17 protein-coding genes, 2 tRNA genes and 1 rRNA gene are annotated in these 21,362 nt (G+C 29.2%); 3 read left to right on the top strand and 17 right to left on the bottom strand.

The window, feature by feature from the left end:
• Positions 1 to 439 precede the first annotated feature (439 nt).
• The gene (locus H9661_RS18595) at positions 440 to 1,117 is read left to right on the top strand and encodes a uracil-DNA glycosylase (RefSeq protein ID WP_143318534.1); all 678 of its coding nucleotides are present in this window, start codon (positions 440 to 442) and stop codon (positions 1,115 to 1,117) included.
• A gap of 34 nt (positions 1,118 to 1,151) precedes the next feature.
• On the opposite strand, the gene H9661_RS18590 is transcribed toward H9661_RS18595, so the two are convergent.
• The 3 genes from H9661_RS18590 to H9661_RS18580 all read right to left on the bottom strand — a co-directional run bounded on the left by H9661_RS18590 (position 1,152) and on the right by H9661_RS18580 (position 4,709).
• Positions 1,152 to 1,227, bottom strand: a tRNA-Phe gene (locus tag H9661_RS18590).
• A gap of 5 nt (positions 1,228 to 1,232) precedes the next feature.
• Positions 1,233 to 1,349: ribosomal RNA gene (gene rrf / locus H9661_RS18585) — 5S ribosomal RNA — on the bottom strand.
• Positions 1,350 to 1,508: 159 nt separating this feature from the next.
• Positions 1,509 to 4,709: a thioester reductase domain-containing protein gene (locus tag H9661_RS18580; protein ID WP_143318533.1), complete on the bottom strand. Its 3,201-nt coding sequence runs from the start codon at positions 4,707 to 4,709 to the stop codon at positions 1,509 to 1,511.
• A gap of 281 nt (positions 4,710 to 4,990) precedes the next feature.
• On the opposite strand from H9661_RS18580, the gene H9661_RS18575 reads away from it, so the two are divergent.
• A complete protein-coding gene (locus H9661_RS18575) occupies positions 4,991 to 5,728 on the top strand; it encodes an NAD-dependent protein deacylase (RefSeq protein WP_143318532.1) in 738 nt (245 codons plus the stop codon).
• Between the two features lie 60 nt (positions 5,729 to 5,788).
• Here H9661_RS18575 and H9661_RS18570 read toward each other — a convergent pair whose 3' ends face one another.
• The 10 genes from H9661_RS18570 to wsfD all read right to left on the bottom strand — a co-directional run bounded on the left by H9661_RS18570 (position 5,789) and on the right by wsfD (position 18,165).
• Positions 5,789 to 6,622 carry a methyl-accepting chemotaxis protein gene (locus H9661_RS18570; RefSeq protein ID WP_143318531.1) on the bottom strand — a complete coding sequence of 278 codons (834 nt, stop codon included), beginning with the start codon at positions 6,620 to 6,622 and terminating at the stop codon, positions 5,789 to 5,791.
• Positions 6,623 to 6,835: 213 nt separating this feature from the next.
• Positions 6,836 to 7,765: a CPBP family intramembrane glutamic endopeptidase gene (locus H9661_RS18565; protein ID WP_143318530.1), complete on the bottom strand. Its 930-nt coding sequence runs from the start codon at positions 7,763 to 7,765 to the stop codon at positions 6,836 to 6,838.
• Between the two features lie 154 nt (positions 7,766 to 7,919).
• Positions 7,920 to 9,167, bottom strand: a complete 1,248-nt coding sequence (locus H9661_RS18560) for a competence/damage-inducible protein A (RefSeq protein WP_191770282.1) — start codon at positions 9,165 to 9,167, stop codon at positions 7,920 to 7,922.
• Positions 9,168 to 9,511: 344 nt separating this feature from the next.
• Positions 9,512 to 10,468: an ROK family protein gene (locus H9661_RS18555; RefSeq protein WP_143318528.1), complete on the bottom strand. Its 957-nt coding sequence runs from the start codon at positions 10,466 to 10,468 to the stop codon at positions 9,512 to 9,514.
• A 76-nt stretch (positions 10,469 to 10,544) separates the two neighbouring features.
• The gene (locus tag H9661_RS18550) at positions 10,545 to 10,781 is read right to left on the bottom strand and encodes a hypothetical protein (RefSeq protein ID WP_143318527.1); all 237 of its coding nucleotides are present in this window, start codon (positions 10,779 to 10,781) and stop codon (positions 10,545 to 10,547) included.
• Between the two features lie 161 nt (positions 10,782 to 10,942).
• Positions 10,943 to 13,039 (bottom strand): elongation factor G, encoded by a 2,097-nt coding sequence (gene fusA / locus H9661_RS18545; protein WP_143318526.1) that lies wholly within the window; start codon positions 13,037 to 13,039, stop codon positions 10,943 to 10,945.
• 323 nt (positions 13,040 to 13,362) lie between these two features.
• The gene (locus H9661_RS18540; protein WP_143318525.1) at positions 13,363 to 13,767 is read right to left on the bottom strand and encodes a GtrA family protein; all 405 of its coding nucleotides are present in this window, start codon (positions 13,765 to 13,767) and stop codon (positions 13,363 to 13,365) included.
• A gap of 10 nt (positions 13,768 to 13,777) precedes the next feature.
• Complete coding sequence (locus H9661_RS18535; RefSeq protein ID WP_143318524.1) at positions 13,778 to 14,743, bottom strand: glycosyltransferase family 2 protein; 966 nt, start codon at positions 14,741 to 14,743, stop codon at positions 13,778 to 13,780.
• Positions 14,744 to 14,777: 34 nt separating this feature from the next.
• Positions 14,778 to 16,637 (bottom strand): LTA synthase family protein, encoded by a 1,860-nt coding sequence (locus tag H9661_RS18530; protein WP_143318523.1) that lies wholly within the window; start codon positions 16,635 to 16,637, stop codon positions 14,778 to 14,780.
• Positions 16,638 to 16,650: 13 nt separating this feature from the next.
• Positions 16,651 to 18,165: a glycan biosynthesis hexose transferase WsfD gene (wsfD, locus tag H9661_RS18525; protein WP_185966909.1), complete on the bottom strand. Its 1,515-nt coding sequence runs from the start codon at positions 18,163 to 18,165 to the stop codon at positions 16,651 to 16,653.
• Between the two features lie 193 nt (positions 18,166 to 18,358).
• Between wsfD and H9661_RS18520 the strand changes: the two genes are divergently transcribed.
• Positions 18,359 to 19,726: a DUF2334 domain-containing protein gene (locus tag H9661_RS18520; RefSeq protein ID WP_191770280.1), complete on the top strand. Its 1,368-nt coding sequence runs from the start codon at positions 18,359 to 18,361 to the stop codon at positions 19,724 to 19,726.
• A gap of 56 nt (positions 19,727 to 19,782) precedes the next feature.
• Here the strand turns inward: H9661_RS18520 and H9661_RS18515 are convergent, their stop codons facing one another.
• The 4 genes from H9661_RS18515 to H9661_RS18500 form a co-directional block, all read right to left on the bottom strand.
• Entirely contained in the window at positions 19,783 to 20,232 is a 450-nt protein-coding gene (locus H9661_RS18515; RefSeq protein ID WP_143318521.1) for a VanZ family protein, read from the bottom strand.
• Positions 20,233 to 20,303: 71 nt separating this feature from the next.
• On the bottom strand, positions 20,304 to 20,747 hold the full coding sequence (locus tag H9661_RS18510) for a hypothetical protein (protein WP_143318520.1): 444 nt from the start codon (positions 20,745 to 20,747) through the stop codon (positions 20,304 to 20,306).
• A gap of 95 nt (positions 20,748 to 20,842) precedes the next feature.
• Positions 20,843 to 20,989, bottom strand: a complete 147-nt coding sequence (locus H9661_RS18505; protein WP_185966910.1) for a hypothetical protein — start codon at positions 20,987 to 20,989, stop codon at positions 20,843 to 20,845.
• Between the two features lie 296 nt (positions 20,990 to 21,285).
• Positions 21,286 to 21,361 (bottom strand) — tRNA-Ala (locus tag H9661_RS18500).
• Between the last annotated feature and the right edge of the window lies 1 nt (position 21,362).

Here is a 21,362-nt window from a genome sequence, read left to right as displayed (position 1 = left end):
TTTAATCTACTCAAAAAACTTACTCTAAAAGAATTGCTGGTTTTTAACTTATTTTATATCTGTTCAATTTTCAAAGACCATTTTGTTTGTCGCCCTCAAGCGACTTTCTTATCTTATCACCTCAGCAAATCCTTGTCAACAACTTTTTTCGTTTTATTTTTCACTACTTCAGCTGTTTTGTTTTTGCCTCGACAACGAAACTAATCTTACCACATACTTAACTTATTCAGTATACATAATTCTACAAATTTCAGTTTTACCACTTAAATAATCAAATTTGCTTAAATATATAAAGTATTTCATATATTGATATGCTAGGATCAGTTTTTTTACTTTTTATGAATATTCTTTATACTATGAATCTTCATATAATTCTAAGCCAATTATATATGCAAATTATTATATTGATTTTATGGTATACTAAACATAGGTGATGTATATGAAACAAATATTAAAAAACACTTGGAATGAATTTTTAAAAGATGAATTTGAAAAAGACTACTATATTAAATTGCATAACTTCTTAGTTGAGGAATATAAGACTAAAACTATTTATCCAGATATGTATGATATTTTTAACGCGCTACATTATACTGACTATAATGATGTTAAAGTTGTAATATTAGGTCAGGATCCATATCATGGTCCAAATCAAGCCCACGGATTGAGTTTTTCAGTTAAACCTGGTATAGCTATTCCTCCATCTCTAAAAAATATATTCAAAGAACTACATAATGATGTAGGTTGCTATATCCCTAATAATGGTTACTTAAAGAAATGGGCAGACCAAGGAGTTTTACTTTTAAATACCGTTCTTACTGTTCAAGCAGGCAACGCTAATTCTCATAAAGGTAAGGGTTGGGAAGTGTTTACAGACAAAGTTATATCTGTACTAAATGAAAGAGATACCCCAATTGTGTTTATATTATGGGGCAACAATGCTATAAGTAAGAAAAAAATAATTACTAATAAGAAACACTATATTCTAGAATCTGTTCATCCTAGTCCTCTTTCAGCTTCTAGAGGTTTTTTGGGTAGTAAACCATTTTCTCAAACTAATAATATTTTGAATTCCTTAAACATTCCTACAATCGATTGGCAAATTGAAAATGTATAAAAAAAAGCACTAACAAATGTTAGTGCTTTTTTTCTGGTGGCTCGACCAGGAATCGAACCAGGGACACGAGGATTTTCAGTCCTCTGCTCTACCGACTGAGCTATCGAGCCACATTACCTGGCAACGTCTTACTCTCCCACACAGTCTCCCATGCAGTACCATCAGCGCTGTAGAGCTTAACTTTCCTGTTCGGAATGGAAAGGAGTGTTTCCTCTACGCCATTATCACTAGATACAAGTAGTATTATAACTACAAAATTCCCCTATGTCAAACATTATTTATCTAACTTCTCCGTTTTTTACTGTAACTAATAATATATATTAACTAAATTATTTATATAGTAATCATGGAACTAGAAACCTTTATCTAGCTCCATAATTACTATTATATATTAAACAAAATTCTTTAAATACTTTTTAATTATCTCTGCATCCATTGGTTCACAGCTAATATTAGTTCCCTTTAAAGCATTTTCAGTATTCGTAGTTTGTAAAGTTGCTGCCATTTCTCCATATCTACTCTCAAAATTCTCACTTGCATTCTTTTTTACTATTTTGAAAAGAGATTCTAATAACTTCAAAGGATGTTCACTTCCTGAATTAAACAAATTTTCTTTCCAAGTAGCATAATCAATAGGCCTAGTTTCATAACCACACTCATTTATAATTTTTCCTAACTCTCTAATAGGTAAGTGAACACTATTTAATAAGTTATAAGCTTTTCCATACGCTTGGCCTTGTTTTGAAATATTTACTATAGCCTCAGCTATATAATCCACTTGAGTCATGTGCATCTTCATATCTACATCTGGATATGTCTTTGTTTGAATCATAGCTTTAATTGTTCTACTAACTGAATCACTATACTTCCATATACCAGTATCATTAGCTCCTGTTATCTCTCCTGGTCTATATATTGCTGCTCTTAAACCTCTTTCTCTTGCGAGATGTATTATATTTTCTGCTACCCACTTACTTTCACTATATGATAGATAATAACCTGTACAATTTGCAAGTGGATCATCTTCAGATACACTCTTTTCAAAATAACATGAATTATCAAAAACACTATAAGAAGATACATAATTATAATATTTTTGTTTTCCTTCACATGCAAAAGCAATAGTTCTCACTGTTCCTAACACATTAGTATCTTTTAATCTTTCATATGGATATATAAAATTTAATATTGCTCCATTATGATACACCGTATCTACAATTTCACTAAGATATTTATATCTTTCTTCTTCTATTCCTAATAATGGTTTATCTAGAGATCCTATTACTGGAATGACATATTCTCTATATTCATCTTTCCACAAGTTATAATACTCCATATTCTCTTTTAATCTTCTTAATCCATCTTCATCATTTTTAGCCCTTACATGGCAGTATAATTTAGCTTTAGTTTCTGTTAATAATGTATTAATCAAATATGCCCCTACAAATCCAGTGGTTCCAGTTATGAATATATTCTGCATAGGAGGGTTGGTATCTTCATATTTCTTAGCATAAATACTTTCATCCAATTTAACTTCATCATATAAATAGCTCTTATCTTTCTCTAATTGACCAACATCTTCTCCATTAAGAACTTTATCGATATACTGTCCAATCTTTTCTATTGTAGGATTGTCAAATATAAACGATATTGGAATGCTTACAGAAAACATATTCTCTATATTGGTCGTAAGGCCTAATACTTGTAGAGAATCCATTCCTAGATTTAATAAGTTATCATTAGATCCAGCCTTATATGAAAATTCTTTATTAATTATATTTCCTAATGCCTTTTCTGTTTCTGTACCATATTCTATAGGTTCATTGTTATTAATGGAGTTAACTTTTTTACCTAAGTCTATTAATTCTAACTTACATTCTTTATATAAGCTAGCAGATTTCATTATTGATATTTTTCCATTATCAGCTCTTGGAAGAACTCCTCTTCTTACAAATTCAACTTCATAAGGTGATACTTCAAAATATTCTAGTACACATGCATTTATTTTATTAGTTACTTCCTCTAAGTCATAACTTTTTATATCTTTCTCTGACATTTCTGAGACAATTATCAATCTTTCCTTGTCTTCCTTTACTATTGAAAATGGAACTATAGTAGCATAATTTAACTCAGATATTTTTTCCTTTAATTTTACTACAATATCATTTGGCAATATATTATTTCCATTAATTATTATAAGTTCTTTTATACGTCCTGTAACATAAACTTTCTTATTTTTTATAATACCTAAATCTCCTGTTCGAAGAAATTTTCCGCTATACCCTTCCAATTTCCCATCAAATGTCTCTCTTGTTGCAATTTCGTTTTTATAATATCCTTGAGCAATACAAGGTCCTTGTACCCATAACTCTCCAAATTCATCTTCTTCACATTCTTTTAGAGTTGTAGGATTTACAACCTTTATATCTACATATTTTATAGCTTCACCGTTTCCTATAAATTCAATTTCATTTTTAGTATTATCACTTGCTAATACTAACCTACCTGCCTGATATTCATCAAGATCAATATCTATCCTTTCATCTTCGCTATAATTTGTATTTCCACATACCCCACAAGTAGCTTCTGCAAGTCCATATCCTATTATAAATTTTTCTATATTAACACCAAAATCCTTATATTCATCAGCAAATCTCTTCATAGTTGAATAATTAACTATCTCAGAGCCGTTTAAAAATGCTTTTAAATTAGATAAATCGATTCCTTTCAACCTGGTTGCAGGTACCAACTTTGGATAAGATTCATAAACTGAATTTGGCGCTAGAGTACTATCTGCTTTAAATTCGCTCAATCCTTCAAACCATCTAGATGGTTTTTCTAAAAATGCACTTGGTGACATTATCCCTGTACAAATACCACCATTAACAACAGATGTAAAAATTAAAAATACAAGTCCTAAATTATGAAAGAATGGTACCCATCCAAATAATCTTTTTAGTTCTATTTGTTCGAAACTTGAATTTATTGCACTTAATAAATTTCCATATGATATCATAACACCTTTTGGTGCACTAGTAGATCCTGATGAATATTGAATATATACAATATCATCTAATGATATTTCTTCTGGTATAAAGTTCTTATTATCATTACATTTTTCTACATCAATTATTTTGAGTTCTTGAAATGCTTCTATACCCTTTTTATCTTTTTTTAATTTTTCTAAAATCTCACTAACTTCCTCTTTTAGTTCATTACCACATAATATAAATTTAGGATTACAAGACTCCACCACTGATGTAAATCTCATCATTTTATTGGAATCTGTTGGTGGTGGAATAATAGTAAATATTGTTCCTGCTAGCATTGATCCTACCGCAGCTAAAATATTATCTGCTGTCTGTGTAGAAAAAATTACTACCCTATCTCCTTTTTTTGCTCCTCTTTCTTTTATTGTAGCCGCTATAGCTGCTGACTTTTCAACTAAATCAGCTCTTGTTAACTTAACTTCACGCTTTTCATCTCTAGTATATTCATAGAAATTAAAACACACTTCATCTTCTCTCCTAAGTGCATTTTCTTTAAGTAGTTTCCAAAAATTTTCTTGATGTTCTTTAATATAATACTTCATTATTTTTCACCTCTCGATATTATTTCCTACCCTGTTTTATGTAGTTTATTCCTAAATTTGTTATAATACAATAATATTGCCATAACTTTAACGAAAATTATATTGTTTGTCTATAAAATATTAATAAATTCAATCAAAATGTTACAGTTTTATCTATTCCATAAACTATGAAAGAACGGAAAGAAACATATAGAGATTCAGAGGCATTTTTATTTATATGTTTTATTTTTACTTTTATTTATGCAATAATAAAAATATAAAATAAAAACGGAGATGATTTTATGAGTAATGAAATAGAAAAGTTAGCTCAAATACTTAGAGAAAGTAGCAATATAGTATTCTTCGGTGGAGCAGGTGTAAGCACATCTTCAGGCATACCAGACTTTAGAAGCTCAAGCGGTTTATGGAACGAAAAACTTAAGATAAATTTTACTCCTGAGCAATTAGTCTCACATACTTTCTTCATAAGATATCCAGAAGAATTTTTTAAGTTCTATAAAGATAAATTGATTTATCCAAATGCAAAACCTAATGGATGTCATATAGCTTTAGCTAAACTAGAAGAAATGGGTAAACTTAAGGCTGTAGTTACTCAAAACATTGATGGTTTACATCAAGCAGCTGGTTCTAAAAAAGTTTATGAATTACATGGATCTGTTCTCAGAAATTACTGTATGGATTGTAATGCTTTTTATGATGAGAAATTTATTTTAGAATCAAAAGGTATACCTACTTGCCCTAAATGCGGTGGAAAAGTTAAACCTGATGTAGTTCTTTATGAAGAAGGATTAGACAATGATGTTATTACTGGTGCTGTAAGAGCTATATCTCAAGCCGACACCTTAATTATTGGTGGAACTTCACTTGTTGTTTATCCTGCTGCAGGACTTATTGATTACTTTAGAGGGAAAAATCTAATTCTTATAAATAAGAGTACAACTTCTGCTGATAATAAAGCTGACTTAATTATTAATGACGATATTGCTGAAGTTTTAAATAAAGCACTTACCTACTTATAAAACAATACAAAAAGCAAAAAAGTACAGAAGCTATAAATGCTTCTGTACTTCTCACAAATATTATAATTTCTCAGATAATTCCTCTAGCAATTTTGAAGTTGAATTTAATTCAGTTATAGATGCTGTTATTTGTTCTAACGCTGCCGATTGACTTTGAGAAACTTCATTTGCCGATGTTAATTTATCTGTTATATTTTGAATCGACACAGAAATATTTTTTATTACAGAATCTATTTTCTTAATAGATTCTGATGATGAATTAGACAATTTTCTTATTTCTTGCGCAACTACGTTGAACCCTTTACCATTTTCTCCTGCTCTAGCTGCTTCTATTGCTGCATTTAGTCCTAATAAATTTGTCTGCGAAGATACCCCTTGTATAAAATTAACTACTTCATCAGTATCCTTTGCCCTATCATTGGCTTCCTTACTTTGCCCTAGTACCTCTTCATTCATTGTAGCTAATTGCTGTACCCCTAAGGCAACTTCATTAATTCCAATTGATATTTGAGATAATGAATCTGCTAAATTGCTTGCAATATTTGTTACTTCATTTTTCTTAGCTAAACTCTTCCCAACTACAAAAACTCCAACAACTTCATTACCTTCTTTTATTGGAATTGCATATGATTTAAAAGGTACCCCATAAACATGCTCTGGAACCACTTTTACTATTGTTTTTCCACTTATCAAAGCATCACTTACAGCACCTTCTTTAGGTATTAAATCTCCTTTGTTTGCTCCTAAAACTAGTTCATCACAGTATTTTGAGTATAAATATTTTTCCTTATCAGTTATTGCCATTGATATCTCGTTATCAAAAATAACATCAAAATATGGAGAAACATTATACAGTTCATTAATTGTTTGATTCTCAGAAATTCTATCTTCCATTTTCTCCTCCCAATTATCACTTTAGAATTTAGCCCACATAAAATTAGATCCCCTTATATAATTTTAATACACAATGTACATAATGTCTAATTAACCCAAGTATTCTTCTTTTGATTTATAATGTTTTAGTACTATATATAGTATTAAAACATTCCACTCTAAAGCATTAAATCTACCCTAAATAGTTTCTTACTATTTAAGGTAGATTCCTACTTATCTAAAAAATATCATTGCTATTACATATACTACAATTATCCCCATAAAAGGTAAATTAATAATGTTCTCTTTTTGCTCAATTGCAACATCTCTTGTTTGTGTAACTCCTAATTCAAAATTTCGTATACTATTTATTTCTTCTAACTTCTTTATTAATTTATATATTAACCCTGCAAGACAAATGCCTATAACTACAGCGACCTGTATTGTAGCAAACTTATTATCTAAAGACATCTTAGTCGCATCTACATCATTAGCTGCTTTTAATGCTTCACTATTATAAACAAAATTTACCTTTTGCAAGGTCGTTGATAAGGTATTTATTATAAAATGTATTAACATTGACGAAAATATGCTATTAGTTACTCTTACTACATATGCCATGATAAAACCTAAAGCTGTTGCATACAAAAATTGATGTAAATCTAAATGAAATATCCCGAATAATAAACCTGTCATTAAAGCAGCTTTAAATTTAGTTTGTCCATCATAACCAGATAAAATAATTCCTCTAAGATTAATTTCTTCAGTAATAGCTGGCATAACTCCAAATAATAATACCATAATTATATATGGTGTTGATGATATTGACGTCATATATTCAGCTAAGTTATTTTTAGTGAATAGTGAGCCTATTATTGAAACACATGTCATTAAAGGCCATGCAATTAATGCTATTACAACTATTAATCCCGCATCCTTTAGATATAACTTATTTAACCTAAGTGTCTCCTTCACATTGCTTTTTGTTACAATTAAATATATTATAGCAGGTATAAAGAATAAAATAATATGATTCCCAAGTAGCATAATCTTTGTATCTCTAACACCTAAAAAATAATATATATATCTTAACCCATAAGGTATAATAATAGATCCTATTAAAATTAGCATAAAATATATATTACTTTTATATAACTTTTTCATTAATCATCCTCCTTATTTCAATTACCATGTATAATTATTTCATTGTAAGGAAATAATTATTAATGAAGCGAGATGCTTTTATAATCGCCTCTCCCCCATTTTATTTATATACGTTTCAATCCCTCTTAGTTTATAAGGGGGATTGATTCTTATATTAAACTATATTATCTTGCAATATAGTTCTTCTAACCTTATCTAATGCAGTAATAGTTGCTTTATTTCTGACTTCTTCTCTATTACCATTGAATACTTGTCTATATACTCTTATCTGGCCTTTATAGTACACTCCTATATATACTAATCCAACTGGTTTTTCTTCTGTTCCACCCCCTGGCCCAGCTATTCCTGTTGTAACTATAGATATATCCGATCCTGTCCTTTTTGAAAGTCCTAACGCCATTTCCTTTGCAGTTTCTTCACTTACTGCTCCATATCTTTTTAATGTATCTTGACTAACCCCTAATGTTCTTACTTTAGCTTCATTAGAATATGTTACCGCTCCTTCTAGAAAAGCTTGTGATATGCCTGGATAATTTATAAGCCTACTAGCTATCATTCCTCCTGTACAAGATTCTGCTGTAGAAATTGTTAGTCCTTTATTAATAAGCAAATCTCCTATAACTTCTTCAAGTTTAGTATTTTCCCCTTCAGCATAACAATCAATTCCTAATTTTTCTTTGATAGCTTCCTTAACAGGTTTTATCAAATCTAAAGCCTCATTCCCATCTTTGCCACTTGCTGTTATTCTAAATATTACATCTTCTTCTTTTGCATATGGTGCTACAGTAGGATTTACTCCTGAATCTATTATATCTTTTAGTTTTTCTGCAGCAAAACTTTCTCCTAATCCTAAAACTCTAACTACTTCAGATTTAATAATACCATTTCCCATTGGAATAAGAAACTTTTTAACATGGTTAAGGTACATAGGCTTCATTTCTTTTGGAGGCCCTGGCAAAATAACTATTATCTTATTATTTTTCTCAAATATAGCTCCTGGCGCAGTCCCATTAGGATTTGCAAGCACCTTAGCATTCCTTGGAAAATAAACTTGTTTTAAATTACTTTCTGTAACTTCTTTTCCAGCTCTCTTGAATATGGATAACAAGGTCTCATATGATTCTTTATGTAATTCTAATTCCATTTCAAAATACTTGCATACAGTTTCTTTAGTTAAATCATCACCAGTAGGCCCTAATCCTCCTGTAGTAATAACTATATCACTTCTTTTTAATGCCTCATCTATCGCTTCAATAAGCCTTGCTTGATTATCACCAACTACTTCTTGCCTATACACCCCTATCCCTATAGATGCCAGCTCTTTAGATAAAAATTGAGCGTTAGTATTTACAATATCGCCCAATAATATTTCTGTCCCTACCGCAATTATTTCTGCTTTCATATCATCCCTCCATTTAGCACTTTTTGTATATATTTATTATATCATACTTAAAATTAATTTAAGGGAGCAAAGCTCCCTTAAAAATTCAGTATATGGGCTATTCCTAATTACTTAGGAATAGCGTATATATAATAAATTCTTCCTCTCACTATAGTATCACGTGTAGTAAAACAATAAATTTTTTTGTCATATTTAAGCTTCAATATGTATGAGAAGAAGAATTTAATTCCTACACTCATAACATATGTAATCTATATATGATTTATTCATATATTTTTACTTCTATAATAGAATAAAAGCTTGAAAATAACTCTTCAATTATTTTCAAGCTTTTATTTAAAAAATTAATTATTATTTTTACTTTCTAAGATAGCCAATGCCACAGCACCAACAACTCCTGCATTACTTCCTAATCCTGCTGGAGCTATTTCACATGATTCCGCCATGTTTTTAAAGCATCTTTTGTTTACAACTTCTCTTACCTTATTAAATAGTATGTCTCCTACTTGTGCTACACCGCCACCTATAATAACCATCTCTGGATCAAATATAGCTACAGAATTTGCTACACCAATTCCAAGATAATTCAAAGCTTCTTCTACTATGTCTTTTGACACTTCGTCCCCTTTTTCAGCTTCCTTAAACACTTCATATGATGTTACATTCTCATATTGTTTTAATGATGTTTCAACATTTGTTGCAACAGCTTCTTTTCCTCTTTTACCAATTGCAGTTCCTGATGATACAGCCTCCAAACAACCTATATTACCACAATTACATCTTGGTCCATTAGGAGCTACTGTTGTATGTCCAATTTCCAATGCATTGCATGTATTTCCTCTGTAAATATTGCCATTTAATACAGCTCCACCACCAACACCAGTGCTTACTGTAAAATATACAATATTCTTTTTACCTTTACCTGCTCCAAACATAAATTCTCCAATGGCTGCTACATTTGCATCATTATCTAAATATACAGGTATATCAAATCTTTCCATTAAAGGCTTTACTACATTGTAATTTTTAAATGGAAGATTTGGAGTAGTAATAATTACTCCTGTAACTGCATCCAATGGTCCAGGTGAGCCTATACCTATAGATTCTACCTCATCTGTTGTTACTCTAGCTTTTTCTAAAACCTCTTCTATTGTCCCTATTATCCTATTTAGAACAGGAATTTCTCCTTCCTCAGCTTTAGTCGGAACAACCACATTTTCTACTAATTCCCCATCAAATGTAGCTAAGGCTGTACTTATTTTCGTTCCCCCTAAGTCTATCCCTATTACATACTTTTTCATATAAACCCTCCCGAATAATTTATAAATGTTTACATCTTAATTTTAATCTTAACAAAAAAGAGTTAATTTTACAACTTTATTTGGCTTTATATGCTGTTATATAATAAATTCCTAAACTATCATATCCCTCACTAATTATATAGAAACTGTTATCCTTTAACATAGAATTAATAATATTGATTTCATGTTCATCACTATTATCTAATGTTATGGTAAAACTATCATTGTTATCTACTACTCCAAGATAATCATGAATATTGCTATATTCACTTAACCCTATTTCACCTCTAATATCCATCTTGTAATCTGACATCTTAGTCCTCCTATAATCACCATAATTACTATTTTTCTTAATCAATATATATATCTATGTTTTAATTTTATAAATCATTCATATTTATTTTATCCATGCTTTCTTCTTCTATTCATATTAATTAAAGATGGAGGACATAAAAATATGTCCTCCATTTTTATCTAAGCTTCATTTTTTAATTCTTTCATTTCTTTACTATTCTCTATTATCCTTAAAGCTTCAGCAGGTGGAACTTCTTCATATTTTTCGAGTTTCATACTGAAATCTCCTCTTGCCTGAGTTATAGATCTTAAATCAGTTGCATATTTAAACATTTCAGCCATAGGAACTTCTGCAACTAGTTTTTGTAAATCACCTTCTGGTTCCATTCCTAAAACTCTTCCTCGTTTCTTATTTAAATCACCTATAACATCCCCCATATATTCATCTGGAATTATTATTTCCACATACATAATAGGCTCTAAAATAATTGGATTTGCTTCTTGTAATCCTTTTTTATATGCTATAGATGCTGCTATCTTAAATGCCATTTCTGAAGAATCAACTGGATGATATGAACCATCATGTAAAGTTGCTCTAATCCCAATAACAGGGTAGCCAGCTAATACACCATGTCTTATACAATCTCTGAGCCCTTTTTCTACCGCTGGTATAAAGTTTCTTGGAACTACTCCACCTACAACTTTATCTACAAATTCAAGATCGCTTTCTTCATCTTTTCTTGCTTCAAAAAGAATCTTTACATCACCATATTGTCCATGTCCTCCTGATTGTTTCTTATGCTTTCCTTGTACATCTGCACTTCCTTTTATAGTTTCTCTATATGGAACTTTAGGATCTCTTAAAATGACATCTACTCCAAATTTATTTTTAAGCTTACTTGCTATTACATCTAAATGAGTTTCTCCTAACCCAGAAATTATTGTTTCAGCATTTTCTATATCTCTAGCAACTGTAAATATAGGATCTTCATCTAGCAACTTATTTAATGCTATTGATATCTTATCCTCATCACCTTTGGCTTTTGGCAGAACAGCCATTGACATTACAGGTTCCGGAAAATTCATCTTGTCATATCTAACTTTATAACTTAAATCACACAAAGTATCTCCAGTAGATGTATACTGTAATTTTGAAATTGCACCTATATCTCCTGCTACAACCTTATCTGTTGCTATTTGATTTTTTCCTCTCATGAAAAATACATGCGATAACTTTTCCATTTTATCTTTTGTGGTATTAATGACGCTTATATCTCCAGACAACTCTCCCGTAATTACTCTAAACAATGATATCTTACCCACAAAAGGGTCTGCTATAGTCTTAAATACTAACGCAGAAAAAGGTTTATCTTCTTCCAATTTTATATATACCTCTTCATTTTTCACTAAATCTATTGCTTTTTGTCTAATTGCATATTTAGGAGACGGAAAACATTCCACTATATCCTCTAATAAAGTATTCATTCCAATTACCTTAGTTGCCGACCCACACATTACTGGTGCAATATCCCCAGATGCACATCCATTAATTAAGCCTTCATAAATTTCTATATCTGAAAGCTCTCCTTCATTAAAATACTTATCTAGCAATACTTCATCTGTCTCAGCAACTGCTTCGGTAATCATTTTCTTACACTCTTCTACTTTGTCTATTAAATTTTCAGGAACCTCACTTGTTTCCATCTTTTTTGTTTTTGGATTGTATATACGTGCTCTTTTAGTAATAACATTTATAACTCCTATGAATTCATCTTCTTTTCCTATTGGATATTGAATAGGAACAACGCTTATTCCAAACCTTTCTTTTAATTCTGCAAGCACCTTATCGTAATTTGAATTTTCTCTATCTAATTTATTTATAAAAAAGGTTCTTGGTAATTTAATTTTTTTACAATAATCCCAAGCTTTTTCTGTTCCAACTTGAACTCCAGTTACTCCACATACTACTATTGTAGCTACATCAACAGCTCTCATAGCTTCTATACTTTCTCCTACGAAGTCAAAATATCCTGGAATATCAACTAAATTTATCTTTACTTTTTCCCACTCTAATGGAACTATAGATGCTGATAAAGAGATTTTTCTCTTTTTTTCTTCTTGATCAAAATCAGATATTGTAGTTCCTTCTTCTATAGAACCTAATCTATCAACTGTTTTCGAATAAAAAAGTAATGATTCTGTTAATGAAGTTTTTCCTGCAGAGCTATGTCCTATTAGCCCCACATTTCTTAAATTATTAATACAATAATCTTTCATATCTGCACCAAAACATTAAAACTGCCTAATGTTTGGCTTCACCTACCTTCCATAACATTTTTAATAAATTTTCTATATGTTATAAATCAAAACTGTACCATTCTAATTTTTATGTTGTACTATAATAAAATAGTCCTTCATAAAAATTAAAAACATCTAAGTAGCTATATGTATATATTCGTTTTTTTTCACATTATACCTTCTAATTTTCTAAATTTTCTGAATACTTTTCATTCTTCCATATACTAATATTAAAATGCTAATTTATCTATAAATAAAAGGTTATCTAAATTAGAACTTAGATTCTAATTTAGATAACCTAATTAGTTAGCCTTTTTAAATGCAAATAATTTCATTAACACAAATGTAACAGGCACTCCTATAGCAGCCGCCAGCCCATAAGCCACCAACTTATATATTCCCATAATATTAAATACTATTACTACAACAATATTTTGAATTACAAAGTTTGGTATATAAGAAATAGCAAACTTTATAAATTTTTTAAATTTAAGTTTTTCTTTAAATGTAATCAAACTATTAAGTAAATATGATATTACAAGTCCTGATATATAACCAAATACAAATGCTAGATTTTCATTAAAAAAACTAGAGTAAATATAAGAAAATACTACTCCATTAAAAGTATTTATTATTCCTATCACAACAAAACTAATAAATTCTTTTGAGAAAAATATTTTTTTTGCCTTATCTATAAAGTTGTTCATTAACTTTCACCTATCTGTCTTTTTTGTCATTATCAATTAGCTTATCTGCTATTATAAACCTTGGTCTTTGTTTAGTTTCATTGTATATCTTACCTACATATTCTCCAATTACTCCAAGAGATAAAAGTTGTATTCCACCAATCATCCATATTGATACAGTCAATGAAGTCCACCCTATACTTGCCTTTCCAATTAATTTAACGATTATAGAATAAATTAATGCTACAAAACTTATAGTAAATATAAAAAAACCTAATCCAGTTATAATTCTTATTGGCTTTATACTAAGCGAAGTTATTCCGTCTAACGCAAAAGCAATCATCTTTTTTAATGGATATTTTGATTCTCCAGCAAATCTTTCATGACGTTCATACTCAACTACTGAATATTTATATCCTATCAAAGGCACTAACCCTCTTAAGAACAAATTTACTTCTCTAAATTGGTTTAATCCATCTAAAGCTCTTTTACTCATTAATCTATAATCGGCATGATTATACATAACATCAGCTCCAAGTACATTCATAAATTTATAAAATCCCAAAGCAGTAGTTCTTTTGAAGAAAGTATCTGTGGCCCTAGAAGAACGAACTCCATAAACTACATCACTTCCGTTATAGTACTCTTCAACAAATTTATCAATTACATCTATATCATCTTGCAAATCTGCATCTAAGGATATTGTCATATCTGCATAATCTTTAGCTGTCATAAGCCCAGCTAACAATGCATTTTGATGTCCCTTATTTCTTGATAGATTTACTCCACTGAATATCTTGTTCTCATTATGTAGTGTTTCTATTATGCTCCAAGTTTTATCTTTTGACCCATCATTCACAAATAGTATTTTGCTATCATCCTTTATTATGTCTATTTCTATCATAGAATTAATCTTTGCTAATAACCTCTTTGCTGTTTCATTTAATACAGCCTCTTCATTATAACATGGTATAACTAAATACAATGTTTCTTTCATTACTCTACCTCCGCACTAATCTAATTTCATACAACTAGTTTCTCGAAAAATAATTATTTTTTATTATTTTTTCTCCTATATTGTATGAATTAAGTAGATGTTCCTTATCATTTTCATTTTTTACGTTTCCAACTATTTTATTCCCCTTTATTATTGTAGCATCTCTATTAGTATTAACTAAAACTCTTCCCATAGAAGTATATTTATACTCTTTTTCTTCCATCCCAATAAGATAACTAATTGTAGGCAATAAATCAACTTGTCCTCCATGAGCTTCAACAAGTTTTGGAGTCATTCCTTTTGAATAAATAACAAGTGGAATCTTATTGTCTACTTCTTTCCACCAATCCCCATCATAACTTAGCTTTTGAATATCATCATTATAATATTTATGTACACCTGTATGATCACCATACATAACTATCATACTATTATCAAGTAATCCTTCCTTTTCCAATTGGTCAAAGAACATTTGAAGTTGCTTATCCATATAATGCACACTTTCAAAATATCCACCTAAATAACTTTCATCAATTTCTTTTGGAAGATTTAATTCTCTATACTCACTACTTATATTAAATGGCCCATGGCTAGACAAAGTAGGCACTTGTAAAAAGAAAGGTTCTTTTTCACTTGATAGCTTTTGAGAGATCTGACTCAAAAGACTTCTATCAGACAGCCCATACCCAACAGTTTCTTCATATCTATAATCATTGATATTCCAAATTTTCTTAACTCCAAACCCATTTTTATGTAGTTCTGTCCAATTAAATTCTCCTGACTCCTCTGCATGTGTGCTTATAGTGGTATATCCATTTCTATTTAATATACTTGGCAAAGAGCTCAAATAACTATTTTCTCCATAATTTAAAGCTGTTATTTTATCTCCTAAAGGAAAAACTGATGTATTCACCATAAAGTCACAATCAATACTATTGCCTGCATTATTCTGCTCATAAAAATTATTAAAATATAACCCTTCCTTGGTTAACTTATTTAAAAACGGGGTAATCTCTTTTCCATTTACAGTTCTATTTATTACAAAGTTCTCTAGAGACTCAATTTGAACAATGATTACATTTTTCCCCTTAGCTATCCCACTATATTCATTAGGTTTCATATTTTCTTGATTTTCCTCAATCCAATTATCTATCTGTTTATCATCTTTGCTAGTTATATCATTAATTTTCTTATTTATAGTTTTGCCAATTTCTACAAGATGATACCCAACTGGACCTGCCGCCTTGGTTGACATAGACACATTCCAACCAGCCTTTACAATTTTAGCATCCCAATCACTTATACCAAATACATCTAATGCTATATATGAAATTAAGATCATAATTATTGAATATCTTATTGTAAAACTAAACTTACCAAAACTTCTTAATTCTGAACATCTTACTTTTCCAATAATAATCCATAATAACATTAAGATTATATCTACAAAGAAAATTATATCTATACCTTTAAAATTATATAACGACTTGCCCAAGGGATTGAAAGTTCCACTATATAGTATATTTTTTAAACCTAATAAATAATTATTTGCTCTAAAATACCATAAATCAGCGATTAGTAATATACTATATAATAAGTTAAATATAACCTGAAAAACTATCTGTTTATTTTTCGAAAAAACATACCCAATTGAATAGAATAACAATATAAATGCCAGATACACAAAAGTAAATTTAATATTTATATTAATAGGTTTTATTATATCTGCTGTTCCTACTTGAATTAATGCTAAGAATATAACGGTTTTTATAGTTAAACTTATAACATTAATTAATCGTAATTTACTCATACTTGTTTTCAATAATTTACTCTTTAATTCTATTAGTTTTTTGTACACTCTTTTAACAAAGTCTTTGTAATTTTTTATCGCCATTAATAATACTTCCTTACCTTTTTATTATTAACTTATTCTTAAATAAATCTATAACGCTAAAACAAATCCAACTAACAAATGTAACTAACATTATATCAAAAATGAAATTGAATAGAAACAATTGCTTTGCAGTATCCGCCTTTCCATTTCCTACAAAAGGCATTGGAAATTGAATTGCTCCTATAAGCATAATAGCCCACAATAAAATTATTTTATTTCTAACTTCTCCATTACTTCTGTTTTTTATAAAGGTACATAAAGAAACTGCAAATATGGATAGATATACCCCAATTATGAACCATAACTTAGCTGGCAAGTGATTTTCTCTAAAAGTAGACCAAACTGTAAATCTGTTAAGCTCTTTTATAGACTCCTCACTATCCTCTCTTGAGCATTTTCCAAGGGAAGTACTAGTTATATAAGCTTTACTTGCTGTATACTCCATTCCTTCAATAAGCCTTTTAGGATGAGTTAAATAAAACTTTGCTAATTTTCCATTACTCATCTTGCTATAAAATTCACTCTCTGTTACGTCTGCTCTAGGAACATATTTTTCGTATTCACTTGAATCTAAATATGAATGTTTTCCAGCCTCTACTGCCATCTCTGGGTTTAATCCCATATCAATTAAATCTTGCTCTGGAGTTTCTGATCCATTTAAAACACCAAAGAAAACAGAATTATACTGAGTATCCTTGCTTATATTTCCATTTGTTTTATTTAATTGCACTGGATAAATAACAACTATGGCAAAAAACACTCCCAATTTAATTAATGTTTTCTTTTTGATACTGTTTCTATTATCCCATAGTATCTTTCCTAATAATACCGCTATAAAAGGTAATGCTGTGAGAACTTGCATCTTAGATCCTAAAAATAGAAATGCTGCTATGAATACATACACTATGTTCCGTACAAGCCTAGTATCATCTTTTTTGCCATATTTATAATTTACGTAATTAAGAAATGAGACTATAAACATAATACAAGTGGTAATCATCATAGGTTCTCCATATAAACTATTAAACCATATCAAATAATTCCCATCTAAAAAAATAAATAAAAATATGATACTTAATAAAAATAACTTCAATTTACTTTTTATTTTAAGATTTTTTAATAACAACGTTAATCCCGCAATATATATAATACTATATGCTATAGCCAAATACTGAGTTTTAAATACGTCACTTCCAAGCAACTTACAAATAGCAGAAATACTAAATATCAAATACCCAATACTTGACCCAATTATGGTAAGAAGAATAGATATAATATTCCACGAAATTTTATAATTGGTAACTGTATAATCATAAAATCTTACAAAGTCCGAATTATCTTTATCAGAATCTAATAATGAAAGTCCTGAAGATGTCATAACTCTGTCAAAATCCCCTTGGTCTGCAACTCCTTGTTGTGGATATTTAAATAATACAAAAGTAATTATTATAGCTGCTATTACAACAAATATAAAATAGAATAACTTTTTGTACTTATTATTATCCTTAATCATTTTTTTAAATTCCATTAAGAAATTCCTCCATTATCTAATTTTGCAAATACTAATAATCATTATATCATTATTTATAACTTTTTTTTACTTGTTTTCTAAAGAATTTATTAATATTCCCTAGTGTCTTTCTTAATTTTTCAAATATAATTATATAAGCCTAAGTATATGATATAATTAATACAAATATTAACTTACTTGGAGGATTAAAATGAGAAAACTTAAAAAATGCTTACTTGTATTTATTTCAAGCTTAGCAATTGTACTTATTTCATATGGCGTATTATTCTATTTTAATTTTTTTCAGGAATTTGTCACTGTAAAAGATAATAAAGTACAATGGAACAACCTTCCCGACGACACTTTCAAAAGTTGCTATGCCCCAAAACTTAGCTTTTCTAGTATGCCTGTAACAGAAATTTCACAAACTAGTATTAATTTATTGGGAAATCCTGTAAATAATATTAAAGTATTAGAAAAAGCTCAACGATATTATATCCCACTTAAATCAATTTGTACTGTTTTAGGTTTTTCTTTAGTAAAGAATAATTCTGAATTTATATTAACTAAGGATAATATGAATTATATTCTTTCCAATACAGATTGTATTATAAACGGACAATCATATTCCTTAAGGGGAAATCTAATTTTTTATGAAAATAAAGAGTATATATCTATCTCTGACATAGAATATATATTTAACTTAGTAGCTGACTTCGATATGAATAATAAAGTTATCTCCCTACTAACACCATTATCTAATTCAAATAAAAGTGAAAATGAATTAACTGATGGTAAAGTAGCTCTCATTAGACTTGAAGACTTTTCAGCAGAAAGTGTATTGCTAAGTGAATCTGGACAAATGAAATTTAAGATAATAGGTAACTACTTAAACTCTCAGGGTATCAAATATCATATTGCATGGGTCCCTAGATATAAATCTCCATCTAATAATATAGATAATGATTTATTATCTAATATCTCTATAGAGAATGTTGGATTTATAAACACATTAGATTATTTAATTAATCATGGTGGACAAGTTGGTCTTCATGGCTATTCTCATCAAGCTGGAAATAATACAAGTATTAGTGGAATAGAACTATCTCATAAATATAACTCCAGCGAAGAAGCTACTCGCTCTGTTTTAGAAAATGCTATTGATACTGCTAGTGCATTAAATATACCTTGTACGTTTTTTGAAAGTCCACATTACAAAGCTACATCAAAACAAAAAGAGGTAATCAAGGAATATTTCCAATACTTATATGAGCCAAATAGTATTTTAACTTTTCACAAGATACAAAGAGAAAATAATAACTTATTTATTCCAACACCTCTTGGGTACGTTGATAATTTGGATGTTTCCTCTATAGAAAAAGGCCTTGCTCATCCTACCCCTGGAGAATTAGCAAGTTTATTTTATCATCCATACAAGGAACTTAACTTCATTAATTTTAGTAAGGAAAACTTTGGTGTCAAAGTGGATTATTCCTCCAGTTCACCACTGCAACAAATAGTAACTTCAATCAATAGATATAATTACAGAACTATTCATGTTTCTGACCTAAAAAACTAGTCTAAGATAGCTTCCTTATCTTAGACTAGTTTTTCTATATATCTATTAATTACAACCTATAAAACATCCTTCTTTTTCACTTTGCTAATTATATTTCCTACAATGCAAGCAAATATTCCACCTGAAGTATCAATTAAAACATCCGTAAATGCTGCAGTTCTTCCAATTATAAAAGACTGATGAAACTCATCTGAACATGCATATAAAAACACAAATACTATAGCCAATAATCTTGACATGTTTTTTTCCATATATAATATTAGCACTCTATAAGTTAATATAAATAAAATTAAGTATTCAGTAAAGTGAGCTCCCTTTCTAACTATTAGCGTCCCCATTTCACCAAAGTACCCATTTAAATCTAATCCTATAATAGAAAATAATTTAACTACCAACTGACTTTGTTCACTTGATTTATCGCCTGGCAATTGAGACATTATAAATATTACCGTTATCCATAGCATAAATAAAGTCCATCTAGTTATCTCTTTTTTTCTCATTTTCATCTTATTCTCCTAGCTATATTAGTATATTTAATTATATACTATTTATCATATAGTTTTCATAAACATACACTTTATCGTTGTTGTATAATATACTTGTTTATATAGGCTAAAGATTCTTCTAAAACATCTTGTCCTCTTTCCATATCCTCTATCTTTAACTCCAAGTTACATACCCTTTGTTCAACCTGATACATTAATTCCTTAATATCATGTAATAATTTTGCTTCATATGATACTTGTATCCCATCAGAGTCTACATATACTTTTTCTGGAGGAGCTCCACATTCAGTACACTTTGCATAAATGCCTTCTTTCTCTACATCTTTAAATAGTTTAAACATATCATTACTGCATGATGAACAACTAGAAAGCATAATAAAATCATAATAACTTATATCAAATAAATACTTACTACCACAATCCTTACATGTAACCTGTAAATTATTATCTATAGTCTCAATATAAAACTTATTTCCACAACAGCCTTCTTTTTGGCATACTACTGTTCGTATCATTTACCAGCACTCCTTCATATTAATTAAAAATAGTATGTTTTAATATCCTATGAATTTTATATGCTTGTATATATAATTTTATTACATTTATAAATTTAATTATTATCTTCACTTTTCAATTTTAATTCAATCTCTCTTATTTTACTATTTATTATATCTGTATTTTTTCCTGCTAGTAAAATTTGTCTCTTCTCTAGTTTTAGTTCTTTTAGTTTTTTCTCTAAATCTTCTATCTTACGCACGAAAACACTCTCCATCCTTTAAGACAATTATTCTTATACACAAATGTCCTATATGAATTAAATGTTATAATATCTTAAAATACACTTTCTTTTTCATTATAAATTATATAAAATTTACAATACAATGTACATAATTATTAATAGTTAAATTACTACATTTATCTCCATAATATATATTAATATTCATTAAGTTGATAAAAATATTCTATATTTTATTCTCTTTTTGCGATAAATACTTTTAAAAAACAAAGTATATAAATAAAAAGCTATGAATTAAAATTCATAGCTTTTCTTATTGGTGGAGATAAAGAGATTCGAACTCTTGACCCCCTGCGTGCAAGGCAGGTGCTCTCCCAACTGAGCTATACCCCCA

The sequence above is a fragment of the Clostridium cibarium genome (genome assembly GCF_014836335.1).
GTDB classification, from domain to species: domain Bacteria; phylum Bacillota; class Clostridia; order Clostridiales; family Clostridiaceae; genus Clostridium; species Clostridium cibarium.
This window is presented reverse-complemented; position numbering and strand designations above follow the sequence as displayed.

Excerpts from the sequence above, each read along its gene's own strand:
- H9661_RS18595 (WP_143318534.1), top strand. The coding sequence starts at position 440 with ATGAAACAAATATTAAAAAACACTTGGAATGAATTTTTAAAAGATGAA.
- H9661_RS18580 (WP_143318533.1), bottom strand. The coding sequence starts at position 4,709 with ATGAAGTATTATATTAAAGAACATCAAGAAAATTTTTGGAAACTACTT.
- H9661_RS18575 (WP_143318532.1), top strand. The coding sequence starts at position 4,991 with ATGAGTAATGAAATAGAAAAGTTAGCTCAAATACTTAGAGAAAGTAGC.
- H9661_RS18570 (WP_143318531.1), bottom strand. The coding sequence starts at position 6,622 with ATGGAAGATAGAATTTCTGAGAATCAAACAATTAATGAACTGTATAAT.
- H9661_RS18565 (WP_143318530.1), bottom strand. The coding sequence starts at position 7,765 with ATGAAAAAGTTATATAAAAGTAATATATATTTTATGCTAATTTTAATA.
- H9661_RS18560 (WP_191770282.1), bottom strand. The coding sequence starts at position 9,167 with ATGAAAGCAGAAATAATTGCGGTAGGGACAGAAATATTATTGGGCGAT.
- H9661_RS18555 (WP_143318528.1), bottom strand. The coding sequence starts at position 10,468 with ATGAAAAAGTATGTAATAGGGATAGACTTAGGGGGAACGAAAATAAGT.
- H9661_RS18550 (WP_143318527.1), bottom strand. The coding sequence starts at position 10,781 with ATGTCAGATTACAAGATGGATATTAGAGGTGAAATAGGGTTAAGTGAA.
- fusA (WP_143318526.1), bottom strand. The coding sequence starts at position 13,039 with ATGAAAGATTATTGTATTAATAATTTAAGAAATGTGGGGCTAATAGGA.
- H9661_RS18540 (WP_143318525.1), bottom strand. The coding sequence starts at position 13,767 with ATGAACAACTTTATAGATAAGGCAAAAAAAATATTTTTCTCAAAAGAA.
- H9661_RS18535 (WP_143318524.1), bottom strand. The coding sequence starts at position 14,743 with ATGAAAGAAACATTGTATTTAGTTATACCATGTTATAATGAAGAGGCT.
- H9661_RS18530 (WP_143318523.1), bottom strand. The coding sequence starts at position 16,637 with ATGGCGATAAAAAATTACAAAGACTTTGTTAAAAGAGTGTACAAAAAA.
- wsfD (WP_185966909.1), bottom strand. The coding sequence starts at position 18,165 with ATGGAATTTAAAAAAATGATTAAGGATAATAATAAGTACAAAAAGTTA.
- H9661_RS18520 (WP_191770280.1), top strand. The coding sequence starts at position 18,359 with ATGAGAAAACTTAAAAAATGCTTACTTGTATTTATTTCAAGCTTAGCA.
- H9661_RS18515 (WP_143318521.1), bottom strand. The coding sequence starts at position 20,232 with ATGAAAATGAGAAAAAAAGAGATAACTAGATGGACTTTATTTATGCTA.
- H9661_RS18510 (WP_143318520.1), bottom strand. The coding sequence starts at position 20,747 with ATGATACGAACAGTAGTATGCCAAAAAGAAGGCTGTTGTGGAAATAAG.